Here is a 12,986-nt window from a genome sequence, read left to right on the forward strand (position 1 = left end):
AGTTAAGCTTGCTGCAATTTTTTTGTTAAATCTATTATTTCAACTGCCAACTCCAATGCCTGTTGCATATTGCCCAATTGACTTGCTTCTTGCTGCAGAAATTTCTTTTGATTAATTTTTTCAGCAATGCGCGCCTTTTGGAATAAACGCAAAATGCTTTTTATTTCTTCTTCTGAAGAATCTTGTGGCACAGTGAGATAGGCAATTTCAATCACTTTATTTTTTATTGACGTCTCCGTCAAATAATCGAGAAAATCCGGTAGCGAAAAACTACCAAAACTCTCAATAAAGTTTTCATACATAAAATAAATTGTTTGGTACTCGTCGTGAATAAAAACTAATTGCGCTTGCTGTAGGCGTGCCAGTAATGAACTGTCGTTGAAAAGTCGATATAAAACCAACTGCTCACCACGTTCCACCTGTGTTAACGCCCGTTTTGGTGTCTGAGGCAGCACAGTGCTTGATGAGTCACCACTCACATCATGACTTGCTTGTTCATAATCAGCCTTTGGTTGGGTTGGCTTTTTTTCTGCTTGCCGACGCGCTTGTTTAAATTCACTTAGTTGTTGTTGCAATGTTTCACGACTCAAATGAAACTCCATTGCAATTTGGGTTAAATAACGATCTTGTGCTAACAAAGAATCGACTTTTGCCAATTCTTGCAACAGCTCCGTAACATAATCCAATTGTTCCTTTTCATTACCTAAATTGCGATTTTGGCGCAAATAGGCCATTTTAAAACCAAAAACCGTCTCACGCCCGTGATACGCCAAATCATAAAACGCCGCACTACCATATTTTCTTACATATTCATCTGGATCGAGTTTTTCTGGTAATTGTAAAATTGCCAAATCCAAATTACTGTGTTCAGCCAATAAGCCAATCGCACGATCAGTAGCAGCTAATCCTGCTTTATCTCCATCATAGCTAATGACAATTTCACCAGCAACGCGTTCAATTGCAGCGATTTGCTGACTAGTTAAACTCGTTCCCATGCTGGCAATTCCGTTTTTCACACCAGACTGCCATGCCGCGATAACATCCATAAACCCTTCAAATAAAAACACCGTATTTTCTTTACGAATAGTTGGTCTGGCTTTATCAAAGTTAAAGAGTACTTGCCGTTTGTTAAATAATTCAGTTTCCGGCGAGTTCAAATATTTCGGTTGATTTTCTCCTTTGAATTCTTCTGTTGTTAAAATTCTGCCGGAAAAACCAATTGTCTTACCCTTTGCATCATGGATTGGGAACATAATCCGCTGGTAAAAACGATCAGCCAATTCTCCATTTTCCCGCTCAACAAAAAGTCCTGTCTGTGCTAGAAGTACAGTCTCAACTTTCTCGTTTGCAAAAACTTGCCGTAAAAACTGTCTTTCATTTGGAGCAAAGCCAATCTCAAATTCTGCAATCAGCTCTTCTGTTAAGCCGCGGTTTAACAAATAATCTAGCGCAGCTTGTCCAGCAGCAGTATTTACCAACATATGATGATATACTTCTTTTGCTTTTTCGTGGAGCTTAATTAGCCCTTGCTGCGGCGAGTTTAGCGTGTGTGCTTGCGTATCAATTTTGTACTCAGGGGCAAAAGGAATTTGTTCAATCTCAGCCACCTTAGCCACTGCTTCTGGAAAAGTTAACCCTTCCAATTCTTCCACAAAACCAAAAACATTGCCGCCACGACCACAACCAAAACAATGGAAAATCTGCTTATCTTCAGCAACAGAAAAAGAAGGTGTTTTTTCTTCGTGAAAAGGACATAAGCCTACATAGTTTTTGCCGGCTTTTTTAAGCTGAACGTATTGGCCGATGACTTCGACGATATTGCTTTTTTCACGAATCTCATCAATTACATTCTGAGGTATTCTTGCCACTTCACTCACCTCCAGCCTGCAAATTATTAAATAATTGTTATCGGTAAAAAATCGCACTAATTAAAAATCAGCGCGACTTCAAAAAAGACCCAATAATACAAACTATATTCTAACATATTCTTATTGTTTTTCAAGTGTTACGCCCCAAAGTGTCGTAATTGAAAAAAACGAAAAAATAGTGGTTGCAAAAAGATAATTTGTTAATCTTTCATATTTGAATGTTCAAATACTTTTTATTTGTATTGATCTTCTAGTTTACTCATCCAAGCTCCTAATAATATACCTAACATACACAAGACAAAGCAGCCTGCATAACTACCAAAATTAAAACCACTGTAATTTGTTGGGACAATCATCACGGTTGAAGCAAAAACAATTCCTAAAATAAAATGGAATAATTGCGGATACGCTTTACTAAAAATATAATCCATTACTTTTGATAAGCCTAAAACGGTCACAATCCCACCAATGCCAATTGGAATAATCACACTGAAATTCAAATCTTTAATGCCGTCAGACATAGCCTTATACATTCCCATATAAACTAAGAAGTTAGAAGGACTAAGCCCAGGCACGATCATTCCCAGACCAATTAAGCCACCTGCAATAACCCAGGTGAAAAAGTTTTGATCCACATGTGAGAATAAGCCTGAACCTTTCCATAAGAACAAAAAGCCCAAAACAAAGCTGACAGCTAAGATGATAATTTCTCGCATACTCCGCCCTTTTTTTCCTGCTTCTTGCCATAAAGCCGGTACAGTTCCAATGATACAGCCTACAAAAAACCATAAAATAATTGTTTCATAAGTTCCCAGTAAAAAACTAACGACAAAAGATAACAAGAATACTCCCGTAACACCGCCTAGTCCAACTGGGATAAAAAACAAAACATTTTCTTTAAAGTTGCGGGTAATATGAGCTAAAAAAGAAATAATCCGTTCATAAATACCAAAAATCGCTGCTAACGCTCCGCCAGAAACCCCAGGTAAAATAAAGCCAGAGCCAATAAACATCCCTTTGACAAAACGCAATAACCAATCTTTGGTTTTCGCCTCTTTTGACATTGATTTTTCCATTACAACTAAACACTCCTCATCATAAATTCAAATTAAACAACATAACTAATGAAAATTCCCTTTTAAAGTTTAGCATACTTGCCTTGGCTTGCAAGTTAAAATAGAAAGTTTGTCCAATTGATTTTCTTTTCATTCATCTTTACCACGTCAGCATAAAATAAATTGCCGCCATTGTGATATAAAAATCCTCCATTGTAGAAAATAGACTGCAGTCCCCAATAGCGATATTTTGTTTGTTCTTCATTCCCTAAAATTGGTGACAAAACATTTTTAGAATAGCTTTCCGCCAACTTTAATGTATTTTTACCACCATTTTTTGCAACGTAATCAACATAGTCGAGACCAAAGTTATAAGCCTGAACCGCCGTCCAAATGTCACAATCGGCATCTTTTGCCTTTTTAATAGCTTGTGCCAGAAAATTCACTCCTGCGTCAATGCTTTCATCAGAAGTGGCAATTTTATTTTGCTGGCCATAACTGCTTTCAGAGCTTTGCATAATATCAGAGCCCCGACCTTTTGACTCTGTAAAAATAATTGCTTGTGCCAATTGTTTTTGATCTTGAATTTGATATTTTTTTACTGTTTGTGCCACGATAGCATCATATTGATGCACCCGTTTTAGTATTTGATAATTGCGATATCCTGTCACCATGACACCGATTAAAACGATCAAAACGATAATTTTCAATAAGAACTTGCTAATCTTTTTAAACATATAAACCATCCAAATCTTCTGAGTATTTTTCTATACTACTATTTCTAAATTCCTGTGACTATGTCTAACTAGATTCTTTGGAATAATTTTAGAAAAACAAAAGATTTCGTGCCGCTAACTTACAGTATTGTTTGTTCATTGTTACCCGTATCATTGTTCAGAATGTTAAACAATCGTTATAATGAAATTGAGGGGATGTCCATGACAAACGGCTATATTTTTTTAAACGATCAAACAAAGCTTTATTATGAGCGCTACGGTGCAGGGAAGCCTTTAATTTTTTTACATGGTAATAACAGCAGTGGGCGCTACTTCAAAGAGCAAATTCCTTTTTTTGCTGCTTATTTTGACTGCATCGTGCTTGACACCCGCGGTCACGGCCGTTCTGATAACAAAGCCAATGAACTTAATTTTCGACTTTTAGCTGGTGACTTAGCCGAAGTCATGGAGCAACTAAAGCTCAGTAAAGCAAGTATACTAGGTTTCAGCGACGGTGCTAATCTCGCCATGGTTTTTGCCCATATTTTTCCTGATAAAATAGAAAAGCTAATTTTAAATTCCGGCAATTATCGCTTAAGCGGAGAAAAATGGCCACCAAAAATTGCCACCCAATTCGGTTATTTTGCCTCTGCCTTTTTAGGCCTTTTCAGTCACTATTTTTATCGCCAAAAAAATATGCTCGGCTTAATGATAGATGACTTACCCCTAACAGAAGCCGATTTAAAGCAAATTGTCGCGCCTACTTTAGTGATCGCAGGCACACAAGATGTCATTAAGACTAGTCACACCAAAAAAATTGCCGCTCTTTTAGCGAATAGTACGTTAATTTTGATAAAAAGAGCTGGTCACACAGCTGCACAACGTCACCCAGAATATTTCAACCATGTTGTTTACAAATTTTTACAAGAAAAGTAGGTGTTGGTATGCAAAAAATTATTACCAAAGTAAAAAGCTATGAAAGTATTTTAAAAACAATTTTTCTATTTGCTGTTATCGTAATTGTCGCCGGTGAATTAATCTCCATCAGTAAAACCATTAATATTGATCAATTAAAGATGACCTTAGTTGATGTACCTATCTATAAAGTCTTTTTAATGCTTGTAATTGGTCTTGTAGCGGTCTTGCCGATGGTAGGTTATGACTTCACCTTAAATAAAATGTTAAATTTGGATCATAAAAAAAGTTATATTTTTGAAACGAGTTGGTTAATCAACACGATTAATAATATCGCAGGCTTTGGCGGATTTGTTAGTATCGGTTTACGCTCTGAATTTTTTGGCAAAGGACAAAAAGGCAAAGATGTCGCAAGTGCCTTATCCAAGATTTTAATCTTTTTAATGTCTGGTCTTTCTATTTATAGTCTTATTTCGTTTTTCTTAGTGATGTTCACAGATATCAATCCTTATTTAAAACAATATTGGATTTGGTTAATCGGTGGTGGCTTATATTTTCCCGTTGTTTTACTTATCACCCACTTCAAAAAAACCGGCTTGTTAGGCGGCTTAAAGCCACAGTATCGCTTGGAATTAATCGCCAGTTCTTTTCTTGAGTGGACAGGTGTTGCCGGTTCATTTTTAGCAATTGGCTATCTAATGGAAGTTCCGTTTCCATTATGGCAAGTTTTACCCCTTTACATCGCTGCTTCTGTCATTGGGATTGTTTCCATGATTCCAGGTGCACTAGGCAGTTTTGATATCATGATGATCTTAGGATTATCCAATCTGGGAATTAATCGTGAAACAGTTATTGCATGGCTGCTATTGTACCGTATTTTTTATTACTTGATTCCTGTTGCAATTGGATTAGTGCTGTTTTTCAAAAATTTATGGACCAAAGTGGATACCCGCTACTCTGGTATTCCTAAACAGTTGACATTAGAGGTTTTCCATAAAATTGAAGTAGCTATGTTATATTTTTCTGGCATTATGATGGTCTTAATGGCGACTGTTCCCCAAGCTTTTTCAGAATTCAAATGGCTGCAACATGTCAATCCATTTCGTTTTCATATTATCGTTCAGTTTCCTAGTATCATTTTAGGATTTAGCTTATTGATTATGGGGCGCGCGATTGCCTCAAGGGTAAAACGAGCTTACTTTCCTACGATCATGTTGCTTGTAGCTGCCATTATTTACACCTTTTTAATTGATTTTAGTCTTGTTGCGGTTATCTTTTTAAGCCTGATTCTACTCATTACACTTTTATCAAAAACAGAATTATTCCGCGAACAATTGGTTTATTCTTTTGAGCAGTTGACCATTGATGGCATAATTATTGGTGGATTAACTTTATTGTATTTAATTATTGGGATTTACAATTTACCAACATTTCCCCATCACCACAAAAAAATCATCAGCTTTTTCTTGTTTCCATCTGAAAAATTATGGTTTTCAGGCTTTATTGCTATTTTAGTAATCGCGTTGTTTATTTTACTTTTTGTCCGCTACTTGCAAGGAAAGAAAACGCAGCCTGGCGAAACGTTCAACGAAGCCAAAGTCAGTCATATATTAAACACTTACGGTGGAAATTCAGATTCTCAATTAGTTTATTTAAAAGACAAAAATATTTATGTTTATAACGACGGTACTGATGACACTGTCTTTTTACAATTTGCTACCTATAATAATAAAAATATCGTGATGGGCAGTCCTAATGGTAAAAAATCAGATTTTGAAGCAGCTATTGCGCAATTTATCCGCGATGCCGATGTGTTAGGTTACTTGCCTGTCTTTTATGAAACAGACGAAGACACCGTTATGATTTTGCATGAATTAGGATACGACTTTATCAAAATGGGTGAAGAAGCTTTAGTTGAGTTGGATACTTTTACAACTTCAGGTAAGAAAATGAAGGGGACACGAGCGGTCTTAAACAAAATTGAGAAAAATGGGTTTACCTTTGAAGTTATCCAACCGCCTTATTCGACTGAAACCATGGCTACTTTTAAAGAAATTTCCGATAGTTGGTTAGATGGCCGCAAGGAAAAAGGCTTCTCCCTTGGCTTTTTTGATGAAGATTATTTACAACGCGGACCAATGGCTGTAGTGAAAAATAGCGCAGGAGAAATCGTCTCTTTTGCGAATATTATTCCAACTTATACAAAAGAAATTGGAACGATTGATTTAATGCGACACCATGCTGACAAAGCCCCATCTGGTAGTATGGATTTTCTATTTGTTAATTTATTTGCTTATATGCAAAACGAAGGTATTCAATATTTTGATCTAGGCATGGCCCCACTTTCAAATGTTGGACAATCCCGCAAAAGTTTTATTCAAGAACGAATTGCCTATTTAGTTTATGAGTTTGGTTCCCGATTTTATTCTTTCCAAGGTTTACGAGACTATAAAGAAAAATATGCCAGTCAATGGCGTTCTCGCTACACCTTGTATTCCAGAGATAGCTGGATAGCTTACGTTATGTTAGCCATTTTATTTATTGACAATCGTGCCGTTGGCAAAAATACGCCCCTTCACGGTGTTAAGCGTTTCTTGAAACGTTAAACAGCTTTCAGACTTAAATTAAGCGTAAAAGCACTATTAAAAAAAACCGAAGCAATTTAATTGCTCCGGTTTTTTTAAATAATACGCCAATGTTTCAAAGGATAATAAACAAAACGAGCTTTGCCTAAAATATCTTGGGACTTAATGGCACCAAAAGAGCGACTGTCCTTTGAAATACGCCGGTTATCTCCCATAACAAAATAACTGTCTCGTGCCAGTTTTTTAGTCCCCGTCAACTCCTCTAAAGAAAAGTCATTGGTAAATGAACCTTCATCTGCCAAGTGCCGCTTATTTGCAACTAAAAATTTTTCTGGGACTTTTTTACCGTTAATATAAAGATTGTCATTATCATAACGCAACTCATCTCCAGGTAACGCGATGACACGTTTAATATACGTTGTACCACTTGCAAGTTGAAAAACAACCACATCAAAACGTTTAATTTTAGAAATCTTTTCCATGACAACCATATCCCCTTGCTTCAAGGTTGTCTCCATCGAATTTCCTTCAACCGGTACTGGAATTAACAAAAAACCACGAACTAAAATAGCAAGTGAAAGGGCAATAATGGCATATTTTATTGTCATCCAAAAATAATCTTTAAATTTTTTCATACCATTTCTCCTGCATCACTTCTTTGCTGTCATTTCTTTTTTTAATTCAGTAAGTCCCCTGTTGTAAGCTGCATCATGGGCCCTGATTTGTAGTGCCAATTCATTTTCAATTGCATCAGCTGTTTCTTTATTTAAAATGCCGGTTACAGACAATTTATGTTTACTTTGAAAATCTTTTAAAGCATTTGTCGTTTCTGCGGTAAAAACATCTTCTTTTGTATCATACCCCAGCGCCGCTAAAAAGCGATTCAAGCGTTTAACCTCTGCTGATGTTTGTCCTTCTTTTAATTCTTTATCCCGCGGCAAAGGCGCAAGATAAGCGTAATCGGGAAAATCAGCTTTTATGGTTGGCGTTAATCCTTTTTCGTGAATCCAATGGCCTTTTGGCGTTAGCCATTTACTTACGGTTAGTTTTAAACTACTCTTGTCATCAATTGGGCTAATCGTTTGAACCGTTCCTTTACCAAAAGTTGTCGTCCCAATAATTGGTATATTAGCAGACTCGTTTAAAGCCGCTGCAAAGATTTCTGCCGCCGAAGCAGAACCACCGTCAACTAATACGACACTTGGTTCACTGACTTTAAAACCTTGATCAAACTTTTCGCCCGCCACCGCTTTTGACACGGTTCGATGATTGTCTTTAAATTCAACAATTGTTTGACCATCTTTTAAAAACATGCTCGCCATTTCCTCAACTTGATCTAATAAGCCACCAGGATTTTGTCGTACATCTAAAATAAATGACTTTGCGCCTTGTTTGCGCAATGAAACAATGGCATCCTTTAATTCTTTGGCAGTATTTTCACCAAAGCTAGCAATTTGAATTACACCAATTTGTTTGTCATCTACGCTGATTTTATCTGTTACGGTGTGTATGGAAATTTTTGCTCTTTTTAGACTCGTGGTAAACGTTTCATGCCCCCGCCTAATTTCTAAAGTTACCTCAGTTCCTTTTTTACCTCGAATTTTACTAACAACCTCATCTAATTTTTTACCTTTAGTTGCCATATCATCTACTTTTAAAATGATATCTTTTGCCCTCAAACCTTTTTTAGCAGCCGGTGTATCTTTAATTGGTGCTTGCGCTATTTCAGGATAATCATTTTTTATTTGCAAAGTAGCACCAATTCCTTCAAAACTATCGGATAGTGATTGGTTGAGCTGACTAGAACCTTCTTCATCTAAAAAGGTTGTATACGGGTCACCTAAAGCCTCTGTCATACCTTTAAGAGCACCATTTACTAAAGTTTTAGAATCAACATCTCGATAATAGCTACTTTTTATTTCGTCGTATAATTGATGTACTTTAGCCAGCTCATCTGTCTGAGGGCTACGGGATTCTTTTTGCAACTCGTGCAGCGTACCGTATAAATAACCGCCACCACCAAATAAAAGTGCCGCTGCAAGTAAAGAGATGAGGTATAATTTTATGGATATTTTTTTCATCCCTGGCCTACTTTCTTAACGATTGTTTTCCACGTATTGTTCATAAATACGGTCAAAAATATCCATGCTAGATAAATAATCAACATTCATTTCTAAATAGCTCGATAATTCATCATAATCACTAGTATGTTTTGGAAATTGAATATCACAACTAACATGATTGGCAAAAACTTGCTCTTCACTTAAGTGATTGGGACCTTTTAAGGTGAGAACATAGTGATAAAAACTTCTACGCATCAAAATCCTCCCAATGCTCTTTGATAAATTCTGCTCTTCTTTGGTGATTTAGAGCAAAGTTTTGGGGATTTTTTTTATAATAATCTTGATGATACCCCTCTGCTTCATAAAAAGGTTGCGCAGGCTCAATTTGCGTGACAATTGGTTCTTTAAAAATACCGCTGTCAGCTAAAGCTTGACGACTTTTTAAAGCTGCAACTTTTTGTTCTTCGTTCAAATAAAAAATTACCGGCCGATAATTATCACCACGATCTTGAAATTGACCAAAGGCGTCCGTTGGATCTGTTTGTTGCCAATAAATTTGCAATAAATCGGTATAACGGATCACTGCTGGATCAAAAATAATTTCAACAGCTTCAGTATGACCTGTTGTGTGGGTCAAAACTTGTTCATAAGTTGGATTTTTAACATGCCCCCCAGTATAACCAGAGGTTACTGTATAAATGCCAGGTTGCTCATCAAAAGGTTGCACCATGCACCAAAAGCATCCACCAGCAAAAATTGCTCGTTCCATCAAATCAGTCCTTTCTTTCCGGTAAATATAAGCCTACCTGAATCTCATCGTCAATTAAATTGATTTTTTTTGCTTTGACGAAAAGTCCCGTAGGTAATTGAAATTGATCCAAGCGCAACGTGATCGATTTATCTTTTGGTTTTACCTCAATCCATTCTGGAAAATCATAACCACGTTTTACCAATTTCATCACTTCTTCAATCGGTAAACCAAGTGTGCCAATCGACATGCTTTTCGCCCGTAATTGGATATTGCCATTTTCCATCACAAAAGGATCAAAATACAAATAAAAATGTACAGGAAAATTTAATACTTTGGTTTCCCCCGAAAGCATTGCTTCATTTTCCAAAGCAAATTGATACTTCACACTACTATCTTTTTGAAAATCGGTTAAATAGTAATCAATCAAAGCATTCAATTGACTTTTATTCATGGAGATCGTCGTTACTTCTTGTCCTTTTTTGTCTAATACTTTTGTTGTTTTACTATAATCGGGTTCGCGAATGGAAAAAATTCGTGTCCCCAAAAACACACCTGTTCCTAAAACAAAAGCAATTAAACACAAAAAGGCAATTTTCCAGCCGTTCATTTTTTTAAAGTCAAATTTTTTTGATGCTTGTTTTTCTTCGCGAGTTTGCGTTGATTTATTCTCTGTCATATGTGACTGCTCCTCGTCTTTATTTTCTGGTCTACTTTTTAATTAGCCATTGTGCTTGTGTTTTGATTAATTCATCCCGCAATGCATTTGCCATTAACTGATAGCCTAAATTATTGGGGTGAAATTTATCTTGATCATACAAAGCGTTGTTGTCTACAATATTTAAATCACTACTATCAGAACTTTTTATCTCATCTTCGGTTGAAGAATCCAGGGTACTATCAATACCTACCTCACTATCTAAACCCCGATATAACAGGTCATTAATTGGAATAAAGTAGACGTTTTTGAATGTTTTCGTGGTTTCTTCAGTCGCTAAATTCCAGTTATCAACAATTTTTTGCATATCGGTAATTTCAGGAAAGTTTAAATAAAAAGGATTATAAATACCAAAGACATAGATTGGCGCATTTTTATTTTGTTTTTGCATTAGCGCAATAATTTCAGCCACTCTTTTTTGATACTTTTCTTGTGGTCTTTTAAAAGTCTTAATCGATAAACCAAAGAAGTTATCTTGGATGACCTTCATTAAATCGTTGCCCCCCACCGTTAACGTTAGAATATCGGCAGTAGCAACATTTGCTAAAATTGACTCCTCTTTTTTCATGCGCGTTAAAATCTGATCACTGCGTTCACCAGCAACACCATAGTTTTCCACTTCCACACTCGTTAAACGATAACGTTCTGTAATATCACTGGTTACTATCGGTACAAAACCACCACGTTTTGTTTCATCGCCGATGCCTTCAGTTAGGGAATCCCCAATGGCGACAAAGTGAAGTTTTTCCTTTTGATTTTTTACCACTTCACTAACTTGGGCAGGCTTTAAAATTGGTTTTGCCTGCGGAATCGTCTGATTTAATACGATATAAATAAGCAATGCTCCAATTCCTACGCTTAAAAGCGTAATCAGGGGTTTAAAAAATTTCAAAAGCTAAACCTCCTTTTAATTAAATAAACTATTATTGATGATTAAAAAACATCCTGTTACGAATTTGGGCAAAATAATTTCTATTCCTTAACAAAAAGATTAAACCATGCGCTTTTTTTGACAACGAAACTTCCAGACTTGTCACACTTTTACTGGACTAGTAGCAAAAGCCATAGCACCGCTTATTTTAGCAAAAAAAACATGAAATGGGTAGTTTGTCCACCGCTTTCCTATAAAGCTTTACTTTTCTACAATTTTTATTGCAGTCTTTTTTATTATTGCTGAAAAAATAAAAAAGTTGAAACAAAAACCACAAGTTGACGCTAACTGCCAAAATCGTCTAGTGAAATGCTAAGCTCTTAAAAACTACTAACCTTAAGAGCTTTAAAGCACTTTTCTATCTTATTTTGGCACTTTGCCAACTTATCTTTGTCTCAACTTCAAATTATTAGTCTTCGGTATAATAGGTGATGGCAAAAGCGCCTTTACCTGTATGGGTCGCAATAATTGGCGTGGTGTGCAACAAAGGAATATGCATTTCTGGAAATAGTTCTTGCAGTTCCTTTTTAAATTCTTCACATAATGCTAACCCATCAGCATGGGAAATCCCAATACTTTTAACATTTGTTTTTTGTTGCAATTCTTTTTTCAAACCGTCAAACCACTTGGTAAATGTTTTAGTGCCGCGCCCTTTAACCACAGGAATTAACTCTGAATGATCAAAGTCCATTACAACGCGCATATTTAATAAATTCGATAAAATGCCAGTAGCACGACTAATTCGGCCACCTTTCACCAAATTATCCAAAGTGGAAACACCAATATAAAGCTTCGTATTTTCCCGTACTTTTTCAACAGCTACCAAAACTTCTGCTAAAGAGTTCCCAGCTTGTGCCATTTCAGCGGCTTTGATGACTTGGAAAGATAATCCTTGGTCAGTTGTATCACTGTCGATGACAGTCACATCACTTTTTGACAAGTTGCTGGCTTGTCGGGCAGCTTCAACAGTCCCGCTTAAGCCTTTTGTCATATGAATTGATAAAATCTGACTACCATCTGCTCCCAGTTCATCAAAAAGTTCGACAAACTCCCCAATCGGCGGCTGACTCGTTTTAGGCAGTTCTTTGGCACTGGCCATCATACTCATAAACTTTTCCCCAGGTAACGTTTCATCATCTTTATATAAAACGCCATCAATCATAACCGATAAGGGAACGATTTGAATATCTAATTTTTCTTGTAACGCTTTTTCCATCGTGCACGATGAATCGGTAACTATTTTAAGTTTTGCCATGGTTCCTTCACTCTTCCTTTAACATTGCTCATCTTCATGTTAAAATACAGCTAAACATGCTCTGTCACTAAGTATAACAGAGACATTTTGTTTTTTCATTAATTTTGGAACATTCCCTAAAAGGAGGCTGTA

At 36.3% G+C, this 12,986-nt stretch carries 12 protein-coding genes; 2 read left to right on the forward strand and 10 right to left on the reverse strand.

Annotation, left to right across the window (positions count from 1 at the left end; translation table 11 throughout):
* Positions 1 to 2: 2 nt before the first annotated feature.
* The 3 genes from dnaG to K4422_RS01320 form a co-directional block, all read right to left on the reverse strand.
* The gene (dnaG, locus tag K4422_RS01310; RefSeq protein ID WP_230708732.1) at positions 3 to 1,868 is read right to left on the reverse strand and encodes a DNA primase; all 1,866 of its coding nucleotides are present in this window, start codon (positions 1,866 to 1,868) and stop codon (positions 3 to 5) included.
* A 233-nt stretch (positions 1,869 to 2,101) separates the two neighbouring features.
* On the reverse strand, positions 2,102 to 2,944 hold the full coding sequence (locus tag K4422_RS01315) for a DUF368 domain-containing protein (protein ID WP_230708735.1): 843 nt from the start codon (positions 2,942 to 2,944) through the stop codon (positions 2,102 to 2,104).
* Between the two features lie 95 nt (positions 2,945 to 3,039).
* Positions 3,040 to 3,660, reverse strand: a complete 621-nt coding sequence (locus K4422_RS01320) for a lysozyme family protein (protein ID WP_206905568.1) — start codon at positions 3,658 to 3,660, stop codon at positions 3,040 to 3,042.
* A gap of 162 nt (positions 3,661 to 3,822) precedes the next feature.
* On the opposite strand from K4422_RS01320, the gene K4422_RS01325 reads away from it, so the two are divergent.
* Together K4422_RS01325 and mprF are read left to right on the forward strand one after the other, a co-directional pair.
* Complete coding sequence (locus tag K4422_RS01325; protein ID WP_230708737.1) at positions 3,823 to 4,575, forward strand: alpha/beta fold hydrolase; 753 nt, start codon at positions 3,823 to 3,825, stop codon at positions 4,573 to 4,575.
* An 8-nt stretch (positions 4,576 to 4,583) separates the two neighbouring features.
* Positions 4,584 to 7,160, forward strand: a complete 2,577-nt coding sequence (gene mprF, locus K4422_RS01330) for a bifunctional lysylphosphatidylglycerol flippase/synthetase MprF (protein WP_230708739.1) — start codon at positions 4,584 to 4,586, stop codon at positions 7,158 to 7,160.
* 74 nt (positions 7,161 to 7,234) lie between these two features.
* Here mprF and lepB read toward each other — a convergent pair whose 3' ends face one another.
* The 7 genes from lepB to K4422_RS01365 form a co-directional block, all read right to left on the reverse strand.
* Positions 7,235 to 7,774, reverse strand: coding sequence for a signal peptidase I (gene lepB / locus K4422_RS01335; protein ID WP_206905566.1), 540 nt, complete (start codon positions 7,772 to 7,774; stop codon positions 7,235 to 7,237).
* 15 nt (positions 7,775 to 7,789) lie between these two features.
* Positions 7,790 to 9,220: a S41 family peptidase gene (locus tag K4422_RS01340; RefSeq protein ID WP_230708741.1), complete on the reverse strand. Its 1,431-nt coding sequence runs from the start codon at positions 9,218 to 9,220 to the stop codon at positions 7,790 to 7,792.
* 15 nt (positions 9,221 to 9,235) lie between these two features.
* Positions 9,236 to 9,457 carry a YozE family protein gene (locus K4422_RS01345; protein WP_206905564.1) on the reverse strand — a complete coding sequence of 74 codons (222 nt, stop codon included), beginning with the start codon at positions 9,455 to 9,457 and terminating at the stop codon, positions 9,236 to 9,238.
* Positions 9,450 to 9,971: a peptide-methionine (S)-S-oxide reductase MsrA gene (gene msrA, locus K4422_RS01350; RefSeq protein ID WP_206905559.1), complete on the reverse strand. Its 522-nt coding sequence runs from the start codon at positions 9,969 to 9,971 to the stop codon at positions 9,450 to 9,452. Before msrA ends, K4422_RS01345 begins: the two co-directional genes overlap by 8 nt.
* A 4-nt stretch (positions 9,972 to 9,975) precedes the next feature.
* On the reverse strand, positions 9,976 to 10,629 hold the full coding sequence (locus K4422_RS01355; RefSeq protein WP_230708743.1) for a YpmS family protein: 654 nt from the start codon (positions 10,627 to 10,629) through the stop codon (positions 9,976 to 9,978).
* Positions 10,630 to 10,660: 31 nt separating this feature from the next.
* A complete protein-coding gene (locus K4422_RS01360; RefSeq protein ID WP_230708745.1) occupies positions 10,661 to 11,560 on the reverse strand; it encodes an SGNH/GDSL hydrolase family protein in 900 nt (299 codons plus the stop codon).
* 448 nt (positions 11,561 to 12,008) lie between these two features.
* A complete protein-coding gene (locus K4422_RS01365) occupies positions 12,009 to 12,854 on the reverse strand; it encodes a DegV family protein (RefSeq protein WP_206905550.1) in 846 nt (281 codons plus the stop codon).
* Positions 12,855 to 12,986: the final 132 nt, after the last annotated feature.

The organism is Enterococcus sp. SMC-9 (genome assembly GCF_021011285.1).
Classification (GTDB): Bacteria; Bacillota; Bacilli; order Lactobacillales; family Enterococcaceae; genus Enterococcus_C; species Enterococcus_C montenegrensis.

Coding starts and splice junctions, on each gene's coding strand:
- K4422_RS01315 (WP_230708735.1), bottom strand. CDS start 2,944: ATGGAAAAATCAATGTCAAAAGAGGCGAAAACCAAAGATTGGTTATTG.
- K4422_RS01320 (WP_206905568.1), bottom strand. CDS start 3,660: ATGTTTAAAAAGATTAGCAAGTTCTTATTGAAAATTATCGTTTTGATC.
- K4422_RS01325 (WP_230708737.1), top strand. CDS start 3,823: ATGTTAAACAATCGTTATAATGAAATTGAGGGGATGTCCATGACAAAC.
- mprF (WP_230708739.1), top strand. CDS start 4,584: ATGCAAAAAATTATTACCAAAGTAAAAAGCTATGAAAGTATTTTAAAA.
- lepB (WP_206905566.1), bottom strand. CDS start 7,774: ATGAAAAAATTTAAAGATTATTTTTGGATGACAATAAAATATGCCATT.
- K4422_RS01340 (WP_230708741.1), bottom strand. CDS start 9,220: ATGAAAAAAATATCCATAAAATTATACCTCATCTCTTTACTTGCAGCG.
- K4422_RS01345 (WP_206905564.1), bottom strand. CDS start 9,457: ATGCGTAGAAGTTTTTATCACTATGTTCTCACCTTAAAAGGTCCCAAT.
- msrA (WP_206905559.1), bottom strand. CDS start 9,971: ATGGAACGAGCAATTTTTGCTGGTGGATGCTTTTGGTGCATGGTGCAA.
- K4422_RS01355 (WP_230708743.1), bottom strand. CDS start 10,629: ATGACAGAGAATAAATCAACGCAAACTCGCGAAGAAAAACAAGCATCA.
- K4422_RS01365 (WP_206905550.1), bottom strand. CDS start 12,854: ATGGCAAAACTTAAAATAGTTACCGATTCATCGTGCACGATGGAAAAA.